We start from the raw sequence: 22,925 nt of genomic DNA on the forward strand, positions 1-22,925 counted from the left end.
GTCGGCGTGGGGGTGGGTGCGGGGGAGTCTCTGTCGCCCGCGTCCTCGTCGGGCGCCGCCGCGGACGCGGACGGCCGGGCCTGCGTGCCTCCCGCGGACGTGTCGTCGGCGTCGGGCAGTTGGTGTGTCACGGCGAGGGCGGCGACCGCCACGGTGACGACGGCCAGCGCGGTCCCGGCCGCCATGGCCCGGCCGCTCCACTGCGGGCCGGCCTGCCGGGCGGCGGCGCAGACGCGCCGCAGGCGGGGTGCGGGGAGGGCGGCGTGCGGGTCGTCGTCCAGCACACGGGTGAGGGACTGGCGCACGACCGTGCGGGTCAGCCGTTCCCGGGAGTCCTTGCGCAGCAGCCCCTGCACGGTCGGGGTGAGGGGGCCGGCGCGCAGGGGAGCGCGCAGCGGCAGCCGGTCCACGCCCTTCAGCGTGGCCTCGGGCCGGTCCCGGTCCCGATAGGGCGGCCTCCCCTCGACCATCGTGTAGAGGATCGCGCCCAGCGCCCACAGGTCCGCCGCCGGGCCGATGCGTTCGTCGCGCGCCTGCTCGGGCGAGGCGTACGACGGCGCGGCCACCCGGGGGGCGAGCGTCGCGCCCGCGAGCCCGAAACCGGTGAGCACCAGCGGCCCCTGGCTCCGCACGAACACCTGGCCGGGGCTCAACTCGCCGTGGGTGATGCCCTCACCGTGCGCGGCCTCCAGGACGTCCAGCAGCTGAAGGCCGATCGCCGCCGCCCGGGCCGGGCCGAACGCGCCCTTCTGCTCCATGAGCTGGCCGAGCGGCAGGCCGTCGATCCACTCGGTGACCGTCCACAGGGAGCCCGCCTCCTCCACGGCGTCGACGACCGCGGCGATGCGGCCCGGACACAGCCGCGCCATCGTCTCGGACATGCCCAGCACCCGGTCGGACGCCTGGCGCCCCTTCTCCTCGCCCTGGTCGGCGGGCAGCCCGATCCGGGTGACCAGGCAGGGGCGGGCGGCCCCGGTCTCCTCGACGTACTCCCCGTACCAGCTGACGCGGTTCGTCTCCCGGTGGACGACGTCGAGAAGCCGGTACCTCCCGGCGACCAACTCGTGCGTGGAGACGTGCGTCTTGACCATGGCCATCCCTCGCTGAACCGCTGGTACTCACTTGCCCAGTGGTACGACCGGCGCGAGGGGGTCCGTTCAATCGGCGCGCAACTCCGGCGCATTCCTGTCTTTCGGTCAAGTCCCTTCCCCGGCACCCGTCGTGGCGCCGCCGGCGGGGATGTCTCCCGGCGAGGCCCGAGCCGCTCCGTCCGTGCCGACAGGTGGGCGGGCCCGCAGGCCGGCGGGCGTCGCCCGGCCGCGGCGCACGGCCGGACCCGGCCGCGCCGGGCCCGGCCGCCCGTCCCGCCCGCCCGCCGGAGCCGGGCGTTCCGGTCCCGGTCGGGTTCAGAGGTCCCGGCGTACGGCGAAGTCGACCAGGGCGCGCAGCTCGCGGACGGCGCCGGCGGCCAGCGGCGTCGCGGCGAGCGCCGCCTCGGCGGCGGCGACCTGCCGTCCCGTCTCGGCCCGCGCCGCCGCCCGTCCGCCCGCCGCCTCGACGAGTGCGGCCGCCTCGCCCGGATCGCCGCCCCGCTCCAGAAGCGCGGCCAGGCGGCGGGCGGCGGGGACCGGCGAGCCCAGGGCCGCCAGCACCGGGAACGTCTTCTTGCCCTCGCGCAGATCGCCGTGGACGGGCTTGCCGGTGACCGACGGGTCGCCCCAGAGCCCCAGCACGTCGTCGACCACCTGGAACGCGATGCCGAGGTGCCGGCCCGCCCGGTCCAGCGCCGCCGCCGTGGCCGCGGGAGCACCGCCCAGGACGGCCCCCAGGGCGGCCGCACAGCCGAGCAGCGCACCGGTCTTGCCCTCGGCCATCGTCCGGTAGTCCTGCGGTGGCACCCGCTCGGGCCCGGTCCAGGGCCGGTCCGTGAAGAGCAGGTCGTCGGCCTGTCCGCGGACGAGGTCCCCGAGAGCGCCCGAAAGGGTGCGGACGGCCTCGGCGCCGGCCGGCAGCGGTTGCCGCGCGAGCGTCTCGACGGCCAGGGCGAAGAGCGCGTCGCCCGTGAGCACCGCCGCCCCGGTTCCGTACGCCTTCCACACGGTGGCGCGCCCCCGCCGGACCGGGTCCCCGTCCATGACGTCGTCGTGGAGGAGGGAGAAGGCGTGCACGAGCTCCACGGCCACCGCCGCGGGCACTCCCGCACGTGCGGGCGCGCCGACGGCCTCCGCGCCGAGCACCGCGAGGGCCTGGCGCAGCCCCTTGCCGTCGGAGCCGGTCGCGGGCGCCCCGCCGACCGCGCACCAGCCGAAGGAGTAGCCGGCCATCTCGGCCACCCAGGGGTGCGTCCGCCCGACGGTCTCCCGGAGCGCGGGCCGGACCAGCGCGCGGCACCGGGCGAGGACTTCACGGGCGTGGGGTGGGGCCGCGAGAGGCGAACCGGGCTCGCGCACCGCGGCGTCGAGCGCGCTCACCGGGCGTCCCGCGTCCGTGCCCGGCCGTCCGCCGGGGCAGGTTCCGAGGCCGGTTCGAGTCCCAGTTCGCGCTGCGCCCGGGCGACCATCTCGTGGGCGTGCCGCAGCCCGATGCCCTCCAGCACCCGGGCCAGGTCGGCCAGTTCGGCGGCCGTCTCGCGCCGGTCGCGGCCCAGCCGGGCCAGCGACTTCGCCAGGCCGAGCCGGGCCAGGGCCTCGCCGCGCGGCTCGCCCATGGCGCGGAACTCGCCCAGCGCCTGCTCGTACAGTTCGCGGGCCTCGCGGTAACGTCCGGCCCGGTAGAAGACGTTGCCGCGCATCTTGTGGTTGTACGCCAGCGCGCCGGACAGGTTCATCGCGCGGCAGGACTCCTCCGCCCGCGTCAGCAGGAGCAGGGCGCGCTCGGCGTCCCCGTCGCGGACGGAGACGATGTCGGCCAGGCCGCGCAGCGCCCAGGCGTGACCGCGGCGGTCCTCCGCCCTCGCGGCGATCTCGGCGGCCTCCTCGAAGAGGGCGTACGCGGTGTCGTGGTCGCCGCGGTTGCGGTGCATCTGGGCGATGCCTTCCAGGGCCCACACCGTGTGCCGGGCCTCGCCGCGCCGGCGGGCCTCGGCCAGCAGCTGCTCGTGCAGCCTGCCGACGGCGTCGTAGTCGCCCTGGATGCGTCCGGTCTCGGCGAGTCCGGCCAGCGAGTAGCCGCGCACCACGACGTCCCCGCCCCGCTCGCCGAGCTCGGCCGCCAGCCCCAGCAGCCGCCGGGCCAGCGCGAACGCGCCCCGCTGCCGGGCCAGGGTGCCGCCGCTCCACAGCGCCCACGCCATCGCGGCGACGTCCCCCGCGCCGCGGGCCGCCCGGTAGCTCGCCTTCCAGGCCCGGTCGGCCTCCCGTATCTGCCCGAGCCGCCGATGGGCCTCGGCGACGGCGAGCCCCGAGCGGGCCGCCTCGCCCGCCTCCCCGGCCTGTTCGGCCGCCCGCAACCGCGCGGTGCCGGCGGCCAGGACGTCGTCCAGCGAGGAGTTCACGGAGAGGGTGGTGAGGGCGCCCTGGTACTCCGGGGCGAATGCCTTGCCGTACATCGGTTCCTTTCGGTCGCCATCGCGCGGGACGCGCCCGCGTGCCGCGCGGGCACGCCAGGGAGGCACGCAGGTATGCGCGCCGTGTATACACGATGGGTATAGTCCGGTGTCGCCGGACAAGACGCCGTCCGAGGCGACGGGGTTGCCTGTGAGGCCCAGATCACCCCGGGCGGCGGCCGGGGCGCACCACGCCGCACGGCCGGGGTGTCGAGGGGCCGGGGCACCCCTGGTTCAGGCCCCTCGCGCCTGCCCGCCGGGACGCGGGCCGACCCGCACCGGGGTGGGTGGGGTGGGGGGGGGCCAGTCAGCCCGTCGGGCCGGGCTCCGGTGCGATCAGGTGCTCGCGGTAGGCGATCGCCACCGCCTCCGTGCGGCTGGCCGCACCCACCTTGGCGAGGATGTTGGAGACGTGGACGCTCGCGGTCTTGCCGGTGATGAAGAGCTCCTCCCCGATCTGCCGGTTGCTGCGGCCGAGCGCCAGCAGCCGCAGGACGTCCCGCTCACGGGCCGTCAGGGCGACCGCACGGTCCCCGGCGGAGGAGCCGGCGCCCGGGCGCCCGCTCCGGATCAGGGCGTCCGCGCGCTCCGACAGGGGCGTGGCCCCCAGCCGCACGGCCGTCTCCCGGACGGCCCGGGCCTGCGCCGTCGCCTCCTCGGGCCGGTCCGCCGCGAACAGGGCCTGCGCGTACCGCAGTCGGCAGCGGGCGAGTTCGTACGCGTCGCCGTAGTCGAAGGCGCGCACCGTCGTCTCCCAGGCGACCGGGTCCGGGCCCGTGACGGCCCACGCGCACTCGGCCTCCGCGCGGGCCAGCCAGGCGCGCCCCTCGGGGCCCTGCGGCACACCCGTCTGGCCCTCGCGGGCCGCCTCCCGGGCCGGCTCCAGCAACTCGGCCGCCACGGTGGACCAGCGGCGGGCCTCGCCCGCGTCCCCCGAACGCCGTGCCGCGGCCGCCGCGTCGGCGACCGGCGTGAGGGCCAGCGCGGTGAGCCGCACGACGACGTCCGGGCGGGTTCCCGCCTCGTCCGTCAGGGACTCGACCGACCACCGCAGCCGGGCCACCGCCGCCTCCGCGTCGCCGCTCAGCGCCGCCGCGTCGGTCAGGACGATCCCCGCGACGAGCGCCGCCATCCAGTCATGGCGTCCTTCGAGGAGCGCATGGGCCCGTTCGACGGCGCTGTGCTCGCCGCGCGCGAGGGCGACGTACAGCGTGGGGCCGAGCGCGAAGCCGCCCGACGCCGGGACCACCGCCAGGTCGCCGGCCGCCGTGCTCAGACACTCGTCCCACCGGCCCAGGGTGTAGAGCACCAGGAGTTGCAGATAGCGCATCTCCAGGGGGTAGGGCGAGGACAGCAGACCCGCCCGGCGGGCCCGGTCCAGGCCCTCGGCCAGCCACGGCAGACACTCCGCGGGCTCCCCGGCCTCGTAGGCGCCGATCGCCAGCGAGAACAGGGCCCGCATCTCCACCGGGGCGTTGCCCCCGCGTCGCGCCAGCTCCCTGGCCTCCTCCAGCCGGGCCCGGCCCTCCGGGGAGCGGCGGCCCTCCCCCTCCAGGTTGGCCAGCGACACCAGCAGGTCGGCGCGCGCGTCCGGCAGCCCGAGCCGCTCGGCCACCCCCAGCGCCTGCCGCGCCACCCGCAGGGCGGTGGCCACGTCGCCGACCTGACGTGCCGCCAGGACGTGCGTGGCGGCGGCCCACACCCATGTCGGCGACGGCGGCTCGGCCGGGATCATCGCCAGCGCCTCGCTGCTGTAGGCGAACGCGGCCGTCAGACTGTCGACGCCCATGAGGGTGCCGGCGAGCGTGTAGCGCACCCGCGCGGCGAGCTCGGAGTCGGCGTCCTGGCCGACTCCGGCGAGCGCCGCCCGGGTCAGGGAGACCGCCCGGTGCGCGTCCCCGGCGTGCGCGGCGGCCGCCGAGGCGCGCAGCATCAGCGTGACCCGGTCGCCGCCCTCGCCGGAGGGCAGAGCCGCGGCGGGCGCCGACTCCCACAGGTCGAGGACGGCCTCCAGATGGTGCAGTTCCTCGGCGGGCGCACCCACCCGCCGGGCGTGGTCGGCGGCCTCCAGGGAGGCGGCGAGCGCCTCGCCCAGGTCGTGGCTCTCGCGGTAGTGGTGGGCCCGCTCGGCGGCGGTGTCGGCGCGACGCCCGCGGCCGGCCAGCAGAGCGGCGAACGCACCGTGCAGACGCGACCGCTCCCCGGGGAGCAGATCGGCGTAGACCGCCTCGCGCGCGAGGGCGTGCCGGAAGGCGTACGTGCCGTCGTCGCCCGCGACGAGCAACTGGCGGCCGACCGCCTCCCGCAGCGCCGTCTCCAGCTCCTCCTCGGGCAGCCCCACCGCGTCCCGCAGCAGTCCGTGGTCCACCCGGCGGCCGGCCACGGCGGCCGTGCGCAGCACCTGCTGCGCGGTGTCGGGAAGCTGCTCGACCCGGATGAGCAGCAGGTCGGCCAGACCGCTGGGCATGCCCCCGGCCTCCGCGTCCCGGGCCGCCAGGAGCTCCTCCGCGTAGAAGGCGTTGCCCTCCGCCCGCTCCACGATCCGGCGCACCGTGGCCTCCGGCAGCGGACGGTCCTCCAGGGAGCGCACCAGACGGGCCACCTCGGCGTCCGCCAGGGGGCGCAGTTCCAGCCGGTCCACGGCCGGCAGCCGCACCAGTTCGGCCAGCAGCGGTCGGAACGGGTGACGGCGGTGCAGGTCGTCCGCCCGGTAGGAGGCCAGCACCGCCAGCCGGTGGCCCGGGCCGTTGCCCGTGGGCCGTTGCAGGAACCCCCGGCTGAGCAGGAAGCGCAGCAGGTCGCGGGAGGACGGGTCGGCCCAGTGCAGATCCTCCAGGACCAGGAGCAGCGGGGTGACCTCGGACAGGTCGGCGAACAGCGACGCCATGCCCTCCAGCAGCCGCAGCCGGCCGCCGCCGTCGGTGCCCGCCGAGGTCGCCTCGTCGTCCCGGACGCCGTGCGCACCGGTCCCGAGGAGCCGGTCGACCACCGGGTGCGCGGCGAGGACGGAGGCGAACCGGCCGTCCGCGGCCAGCATGCCCAGGATCTCCGTGAACGGCAGGTACGGCAGGCCGACGTCGCCCAGGTCCACGCAGTGCCCGGTGAGCACGGTCATGCCGGAGCGCGCGGCCCGCGCCGCCGTCTCGTCCAGGACCCGGGTCTTGCCCACGCCCGCGTCGCCGGCGACCAGCACGGCGCGGGGCTCACCCGCCCGGGCGCGCTCCAGCACGCCCCACAGGCGGGCGACTTCCTCTTCCCGGCCGATGAACGGAGTGGCCGACACGGTCTGTGACACGGCTCCATCCTGGCACGCGCAGCCGACAACGCGGCCCGCGACCAGGAAGGGAGCCCCGCCGCACGGTCCCGCGCGGCCTCAACGACGCAGCGAGCGCGCCCAGTCCGCGGGCACCCGGCCGGCCGGCCCCGGGGTCGGCTGGTCCGCGGGGTGGCTCGCCGGCGGGGCGAGCTCGGGCCCGGACTCGTACAGCTCGTCGGTGGAGTAGTCCCAGAACCAGGCCTCGCCCGGCTCGTAGCTGCGCACCAGCGGATGCCCGGTGGCCTTGTAGTGCGCGGTGGCGTGCTGGGCGGGGGAGGAGTCGCAGCAGCCGATGTGCCCGCAGCGCGCGCAGCGCCGCAGATGGAACCACCAGCCGCCGCTCGCGTCGCAGTCCGCGCAGCCCGCGCCGCTGGGCGGGACGTTCGGATCGATGGGGTCCACGTCGGTCATACCGTCTCCTCGGCGCTCTGGGAGTGGTGGGTCTCGCGGGCGTCCCCGGGACGCGCCGCGTTCGCGGGGGGCTCGGCGCCCTCGGCCCGCTCGGGGTCGTCCTCGGCGTTCTCGGGGTCGGGGGCGGTCAGCGGCAGCAGCACCTGGAAGCGGGTGTCGCCCGGCACCGACTCCACGTGCAGGCTGCCGTGGTGCTTGTTGACGACGATCCGCCAGGAGATGTCCAGGCCCAGACCGGTGCCCTCGCCGACCGGCTTGGTGGTGAAGAAGGGGTCGAAGATCCGCTCGCGGATCTCCGGCGGGATGCCGGGCCCGGTGTCCCGGAACTCCACCAGCAGCCGGTCGCCCTCGCGTGCCGTGCGCACGGTGAGCGTGCCCTCCCCGCCGGTGCTGCCGACGGCGAAGACGGCGTTGTCGACGAGGTTCGTCCACACCTGGTTCAGCTCGGCCGGATAGGCCGGGACGGGCGGGAGCGTGCGGTCGTAGTCCTTGACCACCTCGATGTGCCGGCCGATCTTGCCCGAGAGCATCAGCAGCGTGGAGTCGAGCAGTTCGTGCACGTCGACGACCCGGTAGGGGGCGCGGTCGAGCTGGGAGTACTGCTTGGCGGCGTCGACGAGATGGGAGATGCGGTTGGTCGAGTCGTCGATCTCGTCCATCAGCAGCTCGGTCTCGACCGTGTAGTTGAGCCAGCCGACCGCGCCGGGCAGGATGTCCGGCTCGACGGCCGCCGCGACCTGCTCCAGCCAGTCCACGTCCAGGCCGGCCTGGACGAACGTCGGTGCGATCCGCCAGCCCTCCTCGAGGTCGTGGTCCTCGAGCCAGTCCGCCAGCGCGTCCTCCCGGTCGGACGCCTCGATCGGGCTCAACACCGGTGCCTTGGCGACCAGTTCGGCCGTGCGCTCCTGGATCTCGATCAGCCGGGTCAGGGCCTCAGGGTCGTACGCGCCGGACGCGATGACGGCGAGCTTGTGCCGCATCTTCGCCACCCGCTCGCGCAGCGTGGCGGTGGCCCGCACGGCCGCCGCGGCCGGGTTGTTCAGCTCGTGCGTGAGACCGGCCGACAACGAGCCCAGCGCCAGCAGGCGTTCGCGCTGGCCGATCGCGCGCTGGCTGTTCTTCGAGCCGAAGAACAGCCCCTCCAGCAGATGGGCCGCCATCGGGAACCACTCCTGCATGACGGCCGAGAACGACTCGGCGGGCAGCACGAAGAAGCGCGTCGGCTCCGTCACCCGCATCGAGTTGTTGTAGACCTGCGGCACCCGGTCGCCCAGGTAGGCCTGCATGGCCCCGGCGTACACCCCGCGCTGGGAGGTGCGGCTGACCTCGACGTCGTCCGCGCCGACCCGCCGGTAGAGCACGACCGTGCCGTCCAGCATCACGTAGAAGCAGGTCGCCGGGTCGCCCTCGGTGTACACCGGGCCGGGCTCGAACCGCTCCACCCGGCCTTCGCCGCACAGCCGTCCCAGCTGCTCCGGGGAGAGCTTCTCGAACAGGAACAGCGAGCTGATCTCGGCGGGGCTGCACGGCAGCGGCGTCCCGCTCATGACTGCTCCAGGTAACGGTGGACGAGCATCACGGCCATGGCTCCCTCTCCGACGGCGGACGCGACCCGCTTGGCGGACTCCGCGCGCGCGTCGCCCGCGACGAACACCCCGGGGACGTTGGTCTCCAGGTGGTAGGGCGGCCGGTCGAGCTCCCAGGTCGCCGGGGGCCGCCCGTCCGGCGTGAGGTCGGGGCCGGCGAGGATGAAGCCGCGCTCGTCGCGCAGCACCGTGCCGTCCAGCCAGTCGGTCAGCGGGGCGGCGCCGATGAAGACGAACATCCACTGCGCGTCGACGAGTTCGGTCCGTCCGCTCGCCACGTCCCGCAGCGTCAGCTGTTCGAGGCGGCCGTCCCCGTGCGCGGCCTCGACGACGGTGCCGGGGCGCACCGAGATGTTGGGCGCCTCCTCGATCTGCTGGATCAAGTAGTACGACATGGACGCCGCGAGCGACTCCCCGCGCACCAGCAGGGTGACCGACTTGGCGCCCCTGGCCAGGTACATCGCGGCCTGCCCCGCGGAGTTGGCGCCGCCGACGATGTACACGTCGTGCCCCTGGCAGGAGGACGCCTCCGTGAGCGCGGACCCGTAGTAGACCCCGCAGCCCGTCAGGTCGTCGCAGCCCGGTGCGGCCAGCTGCCGGTAGGAGACGCCGGTCGCGAGGATCACGCTGTGCGCGGCCACCGCCGAGCCGTCCGAGAACCGCACGACCCGCGCGGACCCGTTGGCCTCCAGCCCCGTCACCTCGCGCGCGGTGAGGATCTCGGCGCCGAACTTGCCCGCCTGCCGCCGCGCCCGGTCGGTGAGCTGGGCCCCGGACACGCCGTCGGGGAAGCCCAGGTAGTTCTCGATGCGCGAGCTCTGGCCGGCCTGGCCGCCGGTCGCCGACCGTTCCACGAGGACCGTGCGCAGCCCCTCGGAGGCCCCGTACACGGCCGCGCCGAGACCGGCCGGTCCGCCGCCGATCACCACCAGGTCGTAGAAGTCGGCGGTCGGCGTGGTCGCCAGCCCCACGTGGGCGGCCAGCTCGGGCGCGTCCGGCTCGACCAGCGCCGTGCCGTCGGCGGTGACCACCAGCGGCAGCCGCTGCCCGTCCTCGCCGGCCGCCGCGAGCAGCCGGCGTCCCTCGGGCTCGTCGGCGGAGTACCAGCGGTAGGGCACCTGGTTGCGGGCCAGGAACTCCCGCACGTCGGAGGAGCGCGCCGACCAGCGGTGCCCGACGACCTTCGTGGCCGGCACCGGCCGGTGGTCGCTGGAGCGCCAGGCCTCCAGCAGGTCGTCCAGGACCGGGTAGAGCTTCTCCTCGGGCGGGTCCCAGGGCTTGAGCAGGTAGTGGTCGAGGTCGACGACGTTGATCGCGTCGATCGCCGCGCCGGTGTCCGCGTAGGCGGTCAGCAGCACCCGGCGGGCGCCCGGGTACACGTCCAGCGCCTGTTCGAGGAACTCGATGCCGTTCATCTGCGGCATCCGGTAGTCGGCCAGGATGACGGCCACCAGGTCGCCGCGGAGTTTCAGCTCGCGCAGGGCCTCCAGCGCGGACTCGCCGGACTCGGCCCGCACGATCCGGTACGAGGCGCCGTAACGGCGCCTGAGGTCACGGGCGACGGCGCGGGAGACCCCCGGGTCGTCGTCCACGGTCAGGATGACGGTCCGCGCGGTGTCGGCGGCCTGTGCCATACGTCTCCCACCCCGAGAGGGTCGTTGCTCATCGCGGCACGGCAGAGCCCCGCGCCGGCTCCGTCCATCGTATGTTCGATCGCCCGCGTCCGCTCCGGGACGCCGCGGGACCGTGCGCTCTCGGGTCGGGCCGGGGCGCTCACCGTCAAGCCCGCTGCCGCGCCCTGAGCACGCAGAACTCGTTGCCCTCGGGGTCGGCCAGCACGACCCACGGCCGCTCGCCCTGGCCGACGTCCGTGCGGCGGGCCCCCAGGGACAGCAGGCGGTCCACCTCGGCGCGCTGGTCGTCGGGACGGAAGTCGAGGTGGAGGCGGTTCTTGACCGTCTTGCCCTCCGGCACCGGGACGAAGACCAGACCGGGCAGCCGGTCCCGCCGCGGCCGGATCTCGTACTCGTCGGGGGCGTCGCCGACCACCACCCAGCCCAGGGCCGCGGCCCACCAGCGTCCCAGCGCCACCGGGTCGGCCGCGTCGACGACCGTCTGCTCCCACTCCAGAGTCATGTCGGCAGCGTAGTGAAGACTGGGGCCGACGGATGTGAGCACGACACGAGGAGGCGGCGGGATGACGGGCCCGATCACGGCAGGCATCGACGGCACGGACGAGAGCCTCGCGGCGCTCGCCTGGGCGGCCCGCGAGGCCGTACGGCGCGACCTGGCGCTGAGGGTGGTGCACGCCTGGCGGTTCCAGCCGAACGCGGCGGCCGACGTGGCGGACCGCGCCGCGCAGGAACGGTGGGTGCGCGACGCCGTGGGCCGTGCCGCGACCGCGGTCGCCGAGCGGCACCCCGCGCTGAGCGTCACCGTCGACGTCGAGGAGGGCGCCCCGGTGGAGTCCCTGGTCGCCGCCGCGGCCGGGTCGGAGCTGCTGGTGCTCGGCTCGCGCGGGCACGGAGCCGTCGTCGGCTTCCTGCTGGGGTCGGTCGGCCGGCAGGTGATCGCCGAGGCCGCGCGTCCCGTCGTGCTGGTCCGGGCCGGCGACCGGCCGTCCGCCGAGGTGGCCGGGCACGAGATCGTCGTCGGCCAGCAGGGCGAGCCGGAGGACAGCGCGTCGGCCCTGCGCTTCGCGTTCGAGACGGCGGCCGCGCGGGGCGCGGCCGTGCGCGCGGTGCGGGCCTGGACGCTGCCGCCGGTGTTCGCCTACAGCCCCGGCTCGCTCAGACTCCTCGACGAGGCCGGCGGTCTGGAGCCGTACGAGAAGAAGGCGCTGGCGGAGGCGCTCCAGCCGTGGCGGGAGCGGTTCCCCGACGTGCCGGTCGTGGAGCACGTGGAGATGGGCAGCGCGGCCGAGGTGCTGCTGTCGGTCTCCGGCCGGGCGCAGCTGATGGTGGTCGGCCGCCGCGCCCACCGCACCGCGGTCGGGGCCTGGATCGGCTCCGTGGCGTACGGCGTGCTGCACCACGCGGACTGCCCGGTCGCCGTCGTGCCCCACGACTGACCCGCCGCCCGGCACAGGTCGCAACCCCCTCCCGGAGTCATTCCGGGAGGGTCGGCTCCAGCGTCTCGCGCGCCTTGGGCAGGATGGCGGTGATGTAGTCCTCGACCACGGTGTCGAGCCCGATGTCGTGCTGCGCGCGCTCCGACAGGTACCAGCGGTGTTCGAGGAGCTCGTGGTAGATCTCCGCCGCGTCCATCGCACCGCGCAGTTCGAGAGGCACCGCGCGCACGGTGGGCCGGAAGACGTCCCGCACCCAGCGGTGCGCCAGCACCTCCGGGCGGGCGGCGAGCGGGTCGCCCGGCGCGTAGTCGTCCTGGGTGGCCATCCAGCTCTCCAGGTCGCTGAGCAGCCGTCGGGCCTGGTTCTCCTCGGTGTCCAGGCCCGTCAGGCGCAGCAGCTGACGCTGGTGGTGGCCGGCGTCGACGACCTTGGGCACGAACGTGACCGTGTCGCCGTTGGAGGAGTGCTCGATCTGCATCTCGGCGACGTCGAAGCCGAGCTCGTTCAGGCGGCGGATCCGGCGCTCGATGAAGTGGTACTTGCCCGCCGGGTACACCGAGACGCGGGTGAGCTCCTCCCACAGCGCCCCGTAGCGGGCGCAGATCTCCGTTCCGAACTCGATCGGGTCCACCGAGGGGTGCAGCGCCCCGGAGGCCTCGAGGTCCAGCAGCTCGCCGCTGATGTTGACGCGGGCGAGGTCGAGGTCGTACTCGCGCTGGCCCGGGCTCAGCTGCGGGTGCAGGTCGCCGGTCTCGGCGTCCACGAGGTAGGCGGCGTAGGCGCCCGCGTCGCGCCGGAACAGGGTGTTGGACAGCGAGCAGTCGCCCCAGGCGAACCCGGCCAGGTGCAGTCGCACCAGCAGGACGGCGAGGGCGTCCATCAGCCGGTGCATGGTGGCCGGCCGCATCGTCGTCTCGAACATCGAGCGGTAGGGCATCGAACCGCCCAGGTGCCGGGTGACCAGCACCGACTCCAGGGACGCCCCGTCGCCGGCGGCGCGGCCGGTCACCACGGCCAGCGGGTCGACGGCGGGGATGCCGAGCCGGTCGAGGTCGCGCAGCAGCTCGTACTCGCGCAGCGCGGGCCGCTCGGCGAGCTCCTTGACGGCGATCACCTCGTCGCCGGCCCGCGCGTAGCGCACCACGTGGCGGGAGATGCCGCGCGGCAGCGGGACCAGGACCTCGTCGGGCCACTCCTCCAGCGGCAGGTGCCAGGGCAGCTCCAGCAGGAGTGCCGGGTGCTCCGGGTTGGTGGCGCTGATCTGCAAAGCCATGGCCTGACCTTAGACGGCGCGTTCGCGGGCCTGCTGGGCCGCCGCCCGCACGGACCCCTCGTGGAGCGGTCCGTGCCCGGGCAGGAGCAGCTCGCCCGCCAGTCCGGCGATGACGTCCAGCGACGCGACCGCGCGGGCCCGCTCGTGGTGGAACATGTCCGGCAGCAGCTGCGGTCCGCGCACACGTGACGTCGCGTGTCCGCTGACCAGGGCGTCCCCGGACACGACGATCCCGCGCTCCGGGAGGTGGTAGACGGTGTGCCCGTCCGTGTGGCCCGGGGTGTGCACCGGGACCGGCCGGCCGGGCAGGTCGAGGGCGCCCTCGGCGGCCGGGAACGCCTCGGGCGCGGTGACCGGGTGCTGTTCGGTGCCGCCGGCGCGCAGCGCGTGCACCATCCACGGCAGCACGCCGGGCCGCCAGGCGTTGCGCAGCACCTCGCCGACGCTCACCTGCTGGAGGAACTCGCGGCGGGCGTGCGGCACTTCGGCCTCGTGCAGATACACCGGGACGCCGTACGCCGAGCGCAGGTGCTCCGCGGAGCCGAGATGGTCGTTGTGGGCGTGCGTGACGAGCACGGCCGTGATCGCCTCCGGTGAACTGCCCACGAGGGCGAGGGAGTCGAGGACCAGCCCACGGTCCGCCGGGTAGCCGGTGTCGATCAGGGTGACCGCGTCCCCGTCGGTGAGGATCACCCAGTTGGTGTTGCTGCCGTGCACCAGATAGGTGCCGTCCGCCACTTGCCGTACGTCTGCCCGCATGGCCCGTCCCGTGTCCTTCGCGAGGTGCCCGACGGGGACAGCAAAGCAGACCGCCGGACGGGGACGGAGGGCGGGGCTCCGCGGCCGGGCGCGGTGCGGTCCGGGCGCAGAGCGGGCTCAGCGCACTCCGCGCGGGCGGAACTGGACGCTGATGCGCGGTCCGGCGGCGCGGGCGGACTTGGGGACGCAGTGCTCCCAGGTCCGCTGGCACGAGCCGCCCATCACGATCAGGTCGCCGTGCCCCAGCGGACGCCGCACGGTCTCGCCGCCGCCCGCCGGACGCAGCAGCAGGTCGCGGGGGGAGCCCACGGAGAGGATCGCGACCATGGTGTCGGACCGGGCGCCGCGGCCGATCCGGTCGCCGTGCCAGGCGACGCTGTCCCGGCCGTCGCGGTAGTGGCACAGACCGGCGGTGACGAACGGCTCGCCCAGCTCTTCGGCGTAGTGCGCGGACAGGGTCCGGCGGGCCTCCTCCAGCACCGGGTGCGGCAGGGACTCGCCCGCGCCGTAGAAGGCCAGCAGGCGTGGCACGTCGACGACGCTGTCGTACATCGTGCGGCGCTCGGCGTGCCAGGGGACCTCCGCCGCCAGGTGGGCGAACAGCGCGTCCGAGCCGGTGAGCCAGCCGGGCAGCACGTCGATCCAGGCGCCCGCGCCGAGCACGGTGCGGCGGACCCCGTCGAGCGGGCCGAGGCGAAGGTCGTCGGCCTGGTCGAAGAGCGAGCCCTGAAGGTGGTGCGCGGTCATGGGTCCAGCGTACGCCCTAATCGAAAATGTGTTCGCTACGGTGCGTCGCAGTCGCAGTCGCCGTTGCCGTTGCCGTGGCCGCCGCTGCCAAGGGGCGGGGACGCCTGCCGGTTCCGGCTCTTTCGATACATCGGTGTATCGGATACATTCGCGTATCGAACGGAGGTCCGCCCATGGTCGTACGGCAGCCCGAGTCGGCGGGGCGCGTCACCCGGCGGCGGGCCCGCACCCGCGCCAACCTGCTCGACGCCGCGTTCGCCGTGTTCGCCGCCAAGGGCTTCGGGCGGGTCTCCATCGAGGAGGTCTGCGACGCCGCCGGCTACAGCAGGGGCGCCTTCTACTCCAACTTCGCCAGCCTGGACGAGCTGTTCTTCGCCCTGTACCGGGAGCGCGCCGACCTCATCGCCCAGCAGGTCGCCGACGCCCTCGCCGGGGACGGACCCGACCTGGCCGTGCCGGCCTCCGTGGACCGCGTCACCGAGGTGCTCCTGCTCGACCTCGACTGGCTGCTGGTCAAGACGGACTTCCTGGTGCACGCCGCTCGCGACGCCGAGGTCGCCCAGACCCTCCTGGAGCACCGGTCCCGGCTGCGCGGCGCGATCGCCGACCGGCTGGCCCGGGCGCGCGGCCACACCCCGCTGCCCGCCGTCCTCGGCGACGCCGACTCCGCCGCCCACGCGGTGGTCGCCGCCTACGACGGGGTCACCACCCAACTGCTGCTGGACAAGGACGTGGACCGCGCCCGCGGCTGGCTGAAGCAACTCCTCACCGCGCTGCTGACCGACGGCAGCACCCCTCCCGGATGTTCCGAATGAGAAAGGCAATCCACGCCATGGACGCGGACGTCATCGTCGTCGGAGCGGGCCTCGCGGGCCTCGTAGCGGCGCACGAACTCACCAGCAGGGGCAGACGGGTCGCCCTCGTCGACCAGGAGAACGCCGCCAACCTGGGCGGCCAGGCGTTCTGGTCCTTCGGCGGACTGTTCCTCGTCGACTCACCCGAACAGCGCCGGCTCGGCGTCAAGGACTCCTTCGACCTCGCCTGGAGCGACTGGCAGGGCAGCGCCGCGTTCGACCGGACCGACGACGAGGACTCCTGGGCCGTGCGCTGGGCGCGCGCCTACGTCGAGTGGGCGGCGGGGGAGAAGCGCACCTGGCTGGCCGGGCACGGGATCTCCTTCGTGCCGACCGTCGGCTGGGCCGAGCGCGGCGACCTGCGCGCCGACGGCCACGGCAACTCCGTGCCCCGCTTCCACGTCGCCTGGGGAACGGGCACGGGCGTCGTCGAACCCTTCGTCCGCTACGCCAAGCAGGCGGCGAAGGACGGCCTGCTGACGTTCTACCACCGCCACCGGGTCGACGCGCTGGTCCTGGCGGACGGGGCCGCGCGCGGCGTGCGCGGCACGGTCCTCGCCGCCGACGACTCCGCGCGCGGGGTCGCCTCCAACCGCGACCCGATCGGCGAGTTCGAGCTGACCGCGCAGGCCGTGGTCGTCACCAGCGGCGGCATCGGCGCCAACCACGACATCGTGCGCCGCCACTGGCCGGAGCGGCTCGGCGCCCCGCCCGCCGAGATGGTCACCGGCGTCCCCGCCTACGTCGACGGCCGGATGCTCGACATCAGCGCCGAGGCGGGCGCCCGCCTCGTCAACCGCGACCGCATGTGGCACTACACCGAGGGCATCCGCAACTGGGACCCGATCTGGCCCGGCCACGGCATCCGCATCCTGCCCGGCCCGTCCTCGATGTGGTTCGACGCGCTCGGCCGCAGGCTGCCCGACCCCTGCCTGCCCGGCTACGACACCCTCAACACGCTCAAGCACCTGCGCACCACCGAGGACATCGCCGGCCACGACCACTCCTGGTTCGTCCTCACCCGCAGAATCGTCGAGAAGGAGTTCGCCCTCTCGGGCTCCGAGCAGAACCCGGACATCACCGCCAAGGACCGCAAGGCCGTGCTGCGCGACCGGCTGCTCGGCAAGGGCGCCCCGGCGCCCGTGCAGGCCTTCCTCGACCGCGGCGCGGACTTCGTGATCGCCGACACGCTGGAGAAGCTGGTCGAGAAGATGAACGGGCTCACCCAGAAGCCGCTGCTCGACCCGGACACCCTGCGCCGTCAGATCCAGGCCCGCGATCTCCAGATGGCGAACCCGTACAGCAAGGACGCCCAGGTCCAGGGCATCCGCAACGCCCGCCGCTACATCGGCGACCGGCTCGGCCGCGTCGCCACCCCGCACCGCCTCCTGGACCGCGAGGCCGGCCCGCTGATCGCCGTCAAGCTGCACGTGCTCACCCGCAAGACGCTCGGCGGCATCCAGACCGACCTCGACTCCCGCGCCCTCGGCGCCGACGGACGACCGGTCGAGGGCCTGTACGCGGCCGGCGAGGTGGCCGGGTTCGGCGGCGGCGGCGTCCACGGCTACAACGCGCTCGAAGGGACCTTCCTCGGCGGCTGCCTCTTCTCCGGGCGGGCGGCCGGACGGGCGGCGGCGAAGCAGACGGGCTGACCCCCGCGCCGCCTCAGCGCCGGTCCGCCTCCAGCAGGCGGACCAGCACCGCCGTATGGCTGCGCTCCGGTGACTTCGAGGAGGTCAGCAACGTCACCGGCCCCCGCCCGGCCAGCTCGCGCAGCCGGTCGAGGAGTTCGCGCGCCTCGGGCTCGGCCAGCTCGGCCTCGTAACGGCGCGCGAACTCCTCGTACGTCGCCTCTCCCGCGTGGTACCGACGGCGCAGCCCGGTGGACGGGGTGAGCCCCTTGGGCCACTCGTCGACGCGGGCCGCCTCCTTGGACACCCCACGGGGCCACAGCCGGTCGACGAGGACACGCGTCCCGTCGTCGGGCTCGGGCGGGTCGTACACGCGGCGGACGCGGACCGTCATCATGGCCGTCCTCGGGTCGGCGGACTGCGCCCAGCCTAAGCGCGGGGCCCGCGACACCCCGGATCGGCTTGACCTGAATGAGGGGGAGAAGCGGCGGGTCCAGTCCCTAGTCTGAGAGGGGTTGATCATCCGCCACCCCCCTAGGAGCGCACGTGACACACCCCCGCAGACGCCCCGCCCTCCTGCGCCGCGAGGCCGTCGCCGCCACCGTCCCCGTCGCCGTGGCCGCGCTGCTCACCGCGGCCGGACCCGCGGTGGCGGCCGGGCCCGGCGGCGCGGCCGGCGTCGGCGACCCGTACTTCCCGCTCGCCGGCAACGGCGGCTACCACGTGAGCCACTACGACCTGACCCTGCGCTACGACCCCGCCGCCCGCCACCTGGACGGCAGGGCCGTCCTGAGCGCCCGCGCCACCCAGCGCCTGACCCGCTTCGACCTCGACTTCCACGGCCTCAGGATCACCGGCCTCACCGTCGACCACGTGAAGGCCGCATACCGGCGCGACGGCCAGGAACTGGTCGTCACCCCCCGGCACGCCCTGCGCAAGGGCGAGCGGTTCCAGGTCGCCGTCACCTACAAGGGGACCCCCGCACCGGTCACCGACCCCGACGGCTCCCTCGACGGCTGGATCCCCACCGACGACGGCGCGTTCGTCGCCGGCGAACCGCAAGGCGCCATGACCTGGTTCCCGGCGAACAACCACCCCCTCGACAAGTCCTCCTACGACTTCACCGTCACCGTCCCCCAGGGCCGCACCGCGGTGGCCAACGGCGTCCTGCTCGCCCAGCGCACCGCGAAGGGCCGCACCACCTTCCACTGGCGACAGAGCGAGCCCATGGCCGCCTACCTGGCCACCGCCACCGTGGGGAAGTTCAAGGTCACGCAGTACACGACACGCGGCGGCGTCAAGGTCTACGACGCCGTGGACGCGCGGGAGGCCGCCTCCGCCGGGCCGGTGCTCAAGAAGCTGCCCTCGGTGCTGGACTGGGAGAGCGGGCTGTTCGGGCCCTACCCCTACCGGGCCGCCGGCTCGATCGTCGACCACGCCCCGAACGTCGGCTACGCCCTGGAGACCCAGACCCGGCCGGTGTACGACAGCGCCCCCGACCTCGCCACCCTCGTCCACGAGAGCGCCCACCAGTGGTTCGGCGACTCCGTCTCGCTCACCTCGTGGAAGGACATCTGGCTCAACGAGGGCTTCGCCACCTACGCCGAGTGGCTCTACAGCGAGCAGCACGGCGGCGACAGCGCCCGCAAGACCTTCGACGCCCTGTACGCCCGCCCCGCCACGGACGGCCTGTGGGCCTTCCCGCCCGGCGCCCCCGGCAGCGGCGCCCACATCTTCGGCACCCCCGTCTACGCCCGGGGCGCCATGGCCCTGCACGCCCTGCGCACCGCCGTCGGCGACCGCGACTTCTTCCGCATCCTGCGCGCCTGGGCCACGCAGCACCGCTACGGCCACGGCACCACCGCCCAGTTCGAACGGCTCGCGGAGCGGCAGTCGGGCAGGAACCTCGACCGGCTGTTCACCACCTGGCTCTACTCGGAGGGCAAGCCCCGCCACCCGTGATCCCCGGCTGAACGGGCATGGGGAACCTGACGAGTTCCACACATCTCTCGGCCAAGGTCACCTCATGATCATGCACCGCCCCCGCGCAGCGCTGCTCGCTGCCTCCCTTCTGCTCACCGGATGCGGCGCCGCGTCCGCGGGGCCCGCACACCCCACCACCGGGGTCGAGGGCGCGCCGGCGCCTCCCGCGGCCGTGGCCTCCGCCGGGGCGGCGCGGGAGATCCCCGGACTGGGGGCCAGGACCCGGGCGCAGATTCCGCCCGGCGCACGGCAGGCCGTCGTGGTGAGCGGCCGGGGCAGGAACTCCCCGCTCTCCACGGTCGTCCTGTACCGGCGCACCGGGTCCGGCTGGCAGCCCGGCGCGGCCTGGCCGGCGCACAACGCGCTGCGCGGGTGGAGCGAGAGGCACAGGGGCGGCGACCTGCGCTCGCCCGTCGGCGTCTACGGACTCACCGACGCCGGCGGGCTGCTGGCGAACCCCGGCACGAAACTGCCCTACGACCACGGATCCGGCTTCCACTCGCCGGGCACCGGCTTCGAGGGCGAGCCGCTGGACGGTTCCTTCGACTACGTGGTGGCCATCAACTACAACCGCAAGCCCGGCACTTCACCGCTCGACTGGACCCGTCCGCTCGGCGCGGGCCGCGGCGGCGGCATCTGGTTCCACGTCGACCACGGCGGCCCCACCCACGGCTGTGTGAGCATCTCCGAAACGCACATGAAGGACCTGCTGCGCACGCTGGACCCGGCGCTGCGTCCCGTGGTCGTCATGGGCGACCGGGCCTTTCTGGCCCGCTGAGGAAACGGAGTGGTGGCGTGTGCGCTCATGTACTGGTGGCCGAGGACGATCCGATGCAGGCCGAACTCATCCGGCGCTCGCTGATCGCCGAGGGGCACACCGCCACCGTGGTGCACGACGGTTCCGCCGCGCTGGAGGCGGTGCGGCAGAACCGGCCGGACCTCGTCGTCCTCGACCTGATGCTGCCGGTCATCGACGGTTTCGGGGTCTGCCGGGTGCTGCGCCGTGACGACGACCTGCCGGTGCTGATGCTCACCGCCCGCGCCGCCGAGGACGACGTGCTGCTCGGCCTCGAACTCGGCGCCGACGACTACATGACGAAGCCCTACAGCCCGCGCGAGCTCATGGCCCGCATCCGCACCGTCCTGCGGCGCAGCGGACGCGCCGGCGGCGACCGCCGGGACGAGCACGTCGTGCGGGCCGCGGGCCTCGCCGTCGATCCGGAACGGCACGAGGTGCGGTGCGACGGCGCGCCCGTGGACTGCACGCCCGCCGAGTTCCAGATCCTGCTGGCGATGGCCGCCGAACCCGAACGGGTCTTCTCGCGGCGGCAGTTGCTCCAGTGCACCCGCGGCTTCGACCGCTCCTCCACCGAACGGGCCGTGGACGTGCACATCATGAACCTGCGCCGCAAGATCGAGGCCGACCCGCGCCGACCCGTCCGGCTGCTGACCGTGTTCGGCGTGGGCTACAAACTCAGCGGCGGCCGCGCGTGACACGCCGGACCCGGGCCCGGATACCGCTGCGCAAACGGCTGCTGGTGCGGCTGCTGAGCGCCTCGGTGCTGATCGCCGTGTGCTCGGTGGCCGCCACCGCTTGGCTGGCGGTCACGACCACGACCCGCGCGCTGCGCGAGGAGCAGGGACAGGCCCTGGCCGACGACATGGACATCCTCGCCCGGCTCAGCGGGTACGCGGCCACGCACCCCGACTGGACGGGAGTCCAGCGGACGGTGCGCGACCTGTCGGCGAGGACCGGACGGCGCATCGCCCTGACGGGCGCCGACCGCACCCCCCTCGCCGACTCCGCGCCGAAGGGCACCTCGCTGCCACCGCGCGCCGCCGCCACCGTCGACCCGCTGCGCACCGACACCTACACCGAGCGGGGCGCCCAGCTCAGCGGCACCGACCCGCGGGTGGTGGGCCCCTACCGGCTCTCCGCGCTCGAACGGCAGAAGCTCGACGCGGTGGCGCACGAGCGCCAACGCTGCTTCTCCCGCTACGGCATCGAGACGACGCTCACCCGGACCCCGGGCGGCCGCCCGGTGCTCGCCGACGCCGACGGCGGCGCGGCCACCGACTACGTGCCCGACGCCTGCGCGGACGGGCGGCTCGACACGCCGACCCGCACGGAACAGAAGGCGCTGACCGTGCTCCAGGCCCGCGCGGCTCCCTGTCTGGTCCGCGAGGGCCTGGACCCGGCCCTGCCGCTCTACTTCGGGCCGGGCATCCCGGGCGTCAACGGCCGCGACGCGACCCCCGCGCCCGCCTTCGTGAAGGTCGGCGAGGCCAAGCGGGGCCGCGCCGCGCAGGCCTGCCTCGAGGAGGCGCGCCGTGCGCAGCTCGACCCGTACGTGGCGCCGGTGGCCGAGCTGTTCCTCGGCGGCGGGGACAGCGGCGCGGCGCCCCGCTGGGACATGTCACCGGCGAACAAGACGAAGGTGATCGGCGCGGCGGGCCTGGTGCTCGCGGTCACCGTCGCCGTGAGCGCCGTCGTCGCCACCCGCCTCGTGCGGCCCCTGCGCGCCCTGACCGAGGCAGCGCAGCAGCCCCCGGACCGGCACGCGCGCGTGCCGGTCACGACGCGGGACGAGACCGGGATCCTGGCGGAGGCGTTCAACGACCTGGCCGAGCGCCGGGAGCGTCTGGAGGCCCAGCGCAAGGCCCTGGTCAGCGACGTCGCCCACGAACTGCGCAGCCCGCTCACCAACATCCGCGGCTGGCTGGAGGTCACGCGCGACGGGCTGGTGGAGCCCGACGCCGAACTGCTCGGCGCCCTGCACGAGGAGGCCCTCGTGTTGCAGCGCGTCATCGACGACCTGCGCGACCTCGCGGCCGCCGACGCCGGAGCGCTGCTGCTGACCCGCGAGCCGGTGCCCGCTGACGAACTGCTCGCCCAGGTCGCCGCCGCCCACCGGGTGGCCGCCGACGCCGCCGGAGTCGCCCTGCGCACCGAGACCGACGGCGTGCCCTGGCTGGACGCCGACCCGGTGCGGCTGCGGCAGGCGCTCGGCAACCTGGTCGCCAACGCCGTGCGCCACACGCCTGCCGACGGAACGGTCACGCTCGGCGCGCGGGAGGACGGCGAGGAGATCGTGCTGACGGTCGCCGACACGGGCACGGGCATCTCCGACGAGGATCTGCCCCATGTCTTCGAGCGGTTCTGGCGCGCCGAGAAGTCACGCAGCCGCCGTACCGGCGGCAGCGGCCTCGGCCTGCCGATCGTGCGGCAGTTGACGGCCGCTCACGGCGGCACGGCGGAGGCGGCCAGCACTCCCGGCGTCGGCAGCGTGTTCACCCTGAGGCTGCCCGCGGCGTCGCCGCCCGCGGACGGCTGACGTCCGGGGCGGCGGCCGGTCGGAGGCGGACGGCGCGGGGCCGGCGGTCGGGCGGCCGGTCGCCGCGGGATCGGCCACCGCCGGGTCAGGCACTGCGCCGTGCCCTGATACGGCGCTTGAGGGCACGCCGTTCGGTCTCGCTCGTGCCGCCCCACACGCCGAGCGTCTGATCCGTCTCCATGGCCCATTCCAGGCACGGTTCACGCACCGGGCAGCGTCGACAGACCGCCTTGGCCTGTTCCGTCTGGAGCAGTGCCGGGCCCGAAGTGCCGATGGGGAAGAAGAGGTCGGGGTCCTCGGTGCGGCATTCGGCGTGCTCTCGCCAGTCGTCCATCGAAGTCACCTGCGATCGGGTCGTATGTGCTTTTCCGGATGTGTTGCTTCCGTTCGGGTCACCGGCACGGCGGCGCTGAAAC

The 22,925-nt window shown here is 74.8% G+C and carries 20 protein-coding genes; 7 read left to right on the forward strand and 13 right to left on the reverse strand.

Translation table 11 applies throughout. The annotated features are described in order from the left end of the window. The 8 genes from KMS84_RS26410 to KMS84_RS26445 all read right to left on the reverse strand — a co-directional run. A partial coding sequence (locus KMS84_RS26410) for a serine/threonine-protein kinase (protein WP_256918954.1) occupies positions 1–1,097 on the reverse strand: 1,097 nt, incomplete at its 3' end. A gap of 309 nt (positions 1,098–1,406) precedes the next feature. After that, on the reverse strand, positions 1,407–2,471 hold the full coding sequence (locus tag KMS84_RS26415) for a polyprenyl synthetase family protein (protein WP_438818985.1): 1,065 nt from the start codon (positions 2,469–2,471) through the stop codon (positions 1,407–1,409). Further along, positions 2,468–3,547 carry a tetratricopeptide repeat protein gene (locus KMS84_RS26420; protein ID WP_256918955.1) on the reverse strand — a complete coding sequence of 360 codons (1,080 nt, stop codon included), beginning with the start codon at positions 3,545–3,547 and terminating at the stop codon, positions 2,468–2,470. The genes KMS84_RS26415 and KMS84_RS26420 overlap by 4 nt, the downstream gene beginning before the upstream one ends. Positions 3,548–3,851: 304 nt before the next feature. After that, positions 3,852–6,839 (reverse strand): helix-turn-helix transcriptional regulator, encoded by a 2,988-nt coding sequence (locus KMS84_RS26425; protein ID WP_256918956.1) that lies wholly within the window; start codon positions 6,837–6,839, stop codon positions 3,852–3,854. A gap of 78 nt (positions 6,840–6,917) precedes the next feature. Beyond that, positions 6,918–7,271 carry a UBP-type zinc finger domain-containing protein gene (locus KMS84_RS26430; RefSeq protein ID WP_256918957.1) on the reverse strand — a complete coding sequence of 118 codons (354 nt, stop codon included), beginning with the start codon at positions 7,269–7,271 and terminating at the stop codon, positions 6,918–6,920. Continuing rightward, complete coding sequence (locus KMS84_RS26435; RefSeq protein WP_256918958.1) at positions 7,268–8,818, reverse strand: ATP-binding protein; 1,551 nt, start codon at positions 8,816–8,818, stop codon at positions 7,268–7,270. The genes KMS84_RS26430 and KMS84_RS26435 overlap by 4 nt, the downstream gene beginning before the upstream one ends. Further along, positions 8,815–10,491: an NAD(P)/FAD-dependent oxidoreductase gene (locus KMS84_RS26440; protein WP_256918959.1), complete on the reverse strand. Its 1,677-nt coding sequence runs from the start codon at positions 10,489–10,491 to the stop codon at positions 8,815–8,817. The genes KMS84_RS26435 and KMS84_RS26440 overlap by 4 nt, the downstream gene beginning before the upstream one ends. Positions 10,492–10,636: 145 nt before the next feature. Then, complete coding sequence (locus KMS84_RS26445; RefSeq protein ID WP_256918960.1) at positions 10,637–10,993, reverse strand: VOC family protein; 357 nt, start codon at positions 10,991–10,993, stop codon at positions 10,637–10,639. Positions 10,994–11,054: 61 nt separating this feature from the next. Here KMS84_RS26445 and KMS84_RS26450 point away from each other — a divergent pair, with 61 nt between their 5' ends. Further along, positions 11,055–11,927 carry a universal stress protein gene (locus KMS84_RS26450; RefSeq protein WP_256918961.1) on the forward strand — a complete coding sequence of 291 codons (873 nt, stop codon included), beginning with the start codon at positions 11,055–11,057 and terminating at the stop codon, positions 11,925–11,927. Positions 11,928–11,964: 37 nt separating this feature from the next. Here KMS84_RS26450 and KMS84_RS26455 read toward each other — a convergent pair whose 3' ends face one another. The 3 genes from KMS84_RS26455 to KMS84_RS26465 all read right to left on the reverse strand — a co-directional run bounded on the left by KMS84_RS26455 (position 11,965) and on the right by KMS84_RS26465 (position 14,706). Continuing rightward, positions 11,965–13,200, reverse strand: a complete 1,236-nt coding sequence (locus tag KMS84_RS26455) for a DUF4032 domain-containing protein (protein ID WP_256918962.1) — start codon at positions 13,198–13,200, stop codon at positions 11,965–11,967. A gap of 9 nt (positions 13,201–13,209) precedes the next feature. Further along, complete coding sequence (locus KMS84_RS26460) at positions 13,210–13,959, reverse strand: MBL fold metallo-hydrolase (protein ID WP_256918963.1); 750 nt, start codon at positions 13,957–13,959, stop codon at positions 13,210–13,212. A 117-nt stretch (positions 13,960–14,076) separates the two neighbouring features. Then, positions 14,077–14,706 carry an alpha-ketoglutarate-dependent dioxygenase AlkB gene (locus tag KMS84_RS26465; RefSeq protein ID WP_256918964.1) on the reverse strand — a complete coding sequence of 210 codons (630 nt, stop codon included), beginning with the start codon at positions 14,704–14,706 and terminating at the stop codon, positions 14,077–14,079. A 173-nt stretch (positions 14,707–14,879) separates the two neighbouring features. Between KMS84_RS26465 and KMS84_RS26470 the strand changes: the two genes are divergently transcribed. Both KMS84_RS26470 and KMS84_RS26475 read left to right on the forward strand, forming a co-directional pair. After that, positions 14,880–15,521 carry a TetR/AcrR family transcriptional regulator gene (locus KMS84_RS26470; RefSeq protein WP_256918965.1) on the forward strand — a complete coding sequence of 214 codons (642 nt, stop codon included), beginning with the start codon at positions 14,880–14,882 and terminating at the stop codon, positions 15,519–15,521. Positions 15,522–15,538: 17 nt separating this feature from the next. Continuing rightward, complete coding sequence (locus KMS84_RS26475; protein ID WP_256918978.1) at positions 15,539–17,212, forward strand: FAD-binding dehydrogenase; 1,674 nt, start codon at positions 15,539–15,541, stop codon at positions 17,210–17,212. A gap of 13 nt (positions 17,213–17,225) precedes the next feature. Here KMS84_RS26475 and KMS84_RS26480 read toward each other — a convergent pair whose 3' ends face one another. After that, positions 17,226–17,585 carry a DUF488 domain-containing protein gene (locus KMS84_RS26480; protein ID WP_256918979.1) on the reverse strand — a complete coding sequence of 120 codons (360 nt, stop codon included), beginning with the start codon at positions 17,583–17,585 and terminating at the stop codon, positions 17,226–17,228. Positions 17,586–17,737: 152 nt separating this feature from the next. Here KMS84_RS26480 and KMS84_RS26485 point away from each other — a divergent pair, with 152 nt between their 5' ends. The 4 genes from KMS84_RS26485 (at position 17,738) to KMS84_RS26500 (ending at position 22,509) form a co-directional block, all read left to right on the forward strand. Then, positions 17,738–19,153: a M1 family metallopeptidase gene (locus KMS84_RS26485; protein ID WP_256918966.1), complete on the forward strand. Its 1,416-nt coding sequence runs from the start codon at positions 17,738–17,740 to the stop codon at positions 19,151–19,153. A 64-nt stretch (positions 19,154–19,217) separates the two neighbouring features. Continuing rightward, positions 19,218–19,952 (forward strand): L,D-transpeptidase family protein, encoded by a 735-nt coding sequence (locus KMS84_RS26490; protein WP_256918967.1) that lies wholly within the window; start codon positions 19,218–19,220, stop codon positions 19,950–19,952. Positions 19,953–19,969: 17 nt separating this feature from the next. Next, positions 19,970–20,668, forward strand: coding sequence for a response regulator (locus KMS84_RS26495; protein WP_256918968.1), 699 nt, complete (start codon positions 19,970–19,972; stop codon positions 20,666–20,668). Then, positions 20,665–22,509: a sensor histidine kinase gene (locus tag KMS84_RS26500; protein ID WP_256918969.1), complete on the forward strand. Its 1,845-nt coding sequence runs from the start codon at positions 20,665–20,667 to the stop codon at positions 22,507–22,509. Before KMS84_RS26495 ends, KMS84_RS26500 begins: the two co-directional genes overlap by 4 nt. Before the next feature lie 85 nt (positions 22,510–22,594). Here the strand turns inward: KMS84_RS26500 and KMS84_RS26505 are convergent, their stop codons facing one another. After that, entirely contained in the window at positions 22,595–22,843 is a 249-nt protein-coding gene (locus tag KMS84_RS26505; protein WP_069772088.1) for a WhiB family transcriptional regulator, read from the reverse strand. Positions 22,844–22,925: the final 82 nt, after the last annotated feature.

The sequence above is a fragment of the Streptomyces hilarionis genome (genome assembly GCF_024539675.1).
GTDB classification, from domain to species: domain Bacteria; phylum Actinomycetota; class Actinomycetes; order Streptomycetales; family Streptomycetaceae; genus Streptomyces; species Streptomyces hilarionis.

Bases quoted from the DNA above. Each gene is read 5' to 3' on its own strand.
- KMS84_RS26420 (WP_256918955.1), bottom strand. From the start codon at position 3,547: ATGTACGGCAAGGCATTCGCCCCGGAGTACCAGGGCGCCCTCACCACC.
- KMS84_RS26430 (WP_256918957.1), bottom strand. From the start codon at position 7,271: ATGACCGACGTGGACCCCATCGATCCGAACGTCCCGCCCAGCGGCGCG.
- KMS84_RS26435 (WP_256918958.1), bottom strand. From the start codon at position 8,818: ATGAGCGGGACGCCGCTGCCGTGCAGCCCCGCCGAGATCAGCTCGCTG.
- KMS84_RS26440 (WP_256918959.1), bottom strand. From the start codon at position 10,491: ATGGCACAGGCCGCCGACACCGCGCGGACCGTCATCCTGACCGTGGAC.
- KMS84_RS26445 (WP_256918960.1), bottom strand. From the start codon at position 10,993: ATGACTCTGGAGTGGGAGCAGACGGTCGTCGACGCGGCCGACCCGGTG.
- KMS84_RS26450 (WP_256918961.1), top strand. From the start codon at position 11,055: ATGACGGGCCCGATCACGGCAGGCATCGACGGCACGGACGAGAGCCTC.
- KMS84_RS26455 (WP_256918962.1), bottom strand. From the start codon at position 13,200: ATGGCTTTGCAGATCAGCGCCACCAACCCGGAGCACCCGGCACTCCTG.
- KMS84_RS26460 (WP_256918963.1), bottom strand. From the start codon at position 13,959: ATGCGGGCAGACGTACGGCAAGTGGCGGACGGCACCTATCTGGTGCAC.
- KMS84_RS26465 (WP_256918964.1), bottom strand. From the start codon at position 14,706: ATGACCGCGCACCACCTTCAGGGCTCGCTCTTCGACCAGGCCGACGAC.
- KMS84_RS26470 (WP_256918965.1), top strand. From the start codon at position 14,880: ATGGTCGTACGGCAGCCCGAGTCGGCGGGGCGCGTCACCCGGCGGCGG.
- KMS84_RS26475 (WP_256918978.1), top strand. From the start codon at position 15,539: ATGGACGCGGACGTCATCGTCGTCGGAGCGGGCCTCGCGGGCCTCGTA.
- KMS84_RS26480 (WP_256918979.1), bottom strand. From the start codon at position 17,585: ATGACGGTCCGCGTCCGCCGCGTGTACGACCCGCCCGAGCCCGACGAC.
- KMS84_RS26490 (WP_256918967.1), top strand. From the start codon at position 19,218: ATGATCATGCACCGCCCCCGCGCAGCGCTGCTCGCTGCCTCCCTTCTG.
- KMS84_RS26505 (WP_069772088.1), bottom strand. From the start codon at position 22,843: ATGGACGACTGGCGAGAGCACGCCGAATGCCGCACCGAGGACCCCGAC.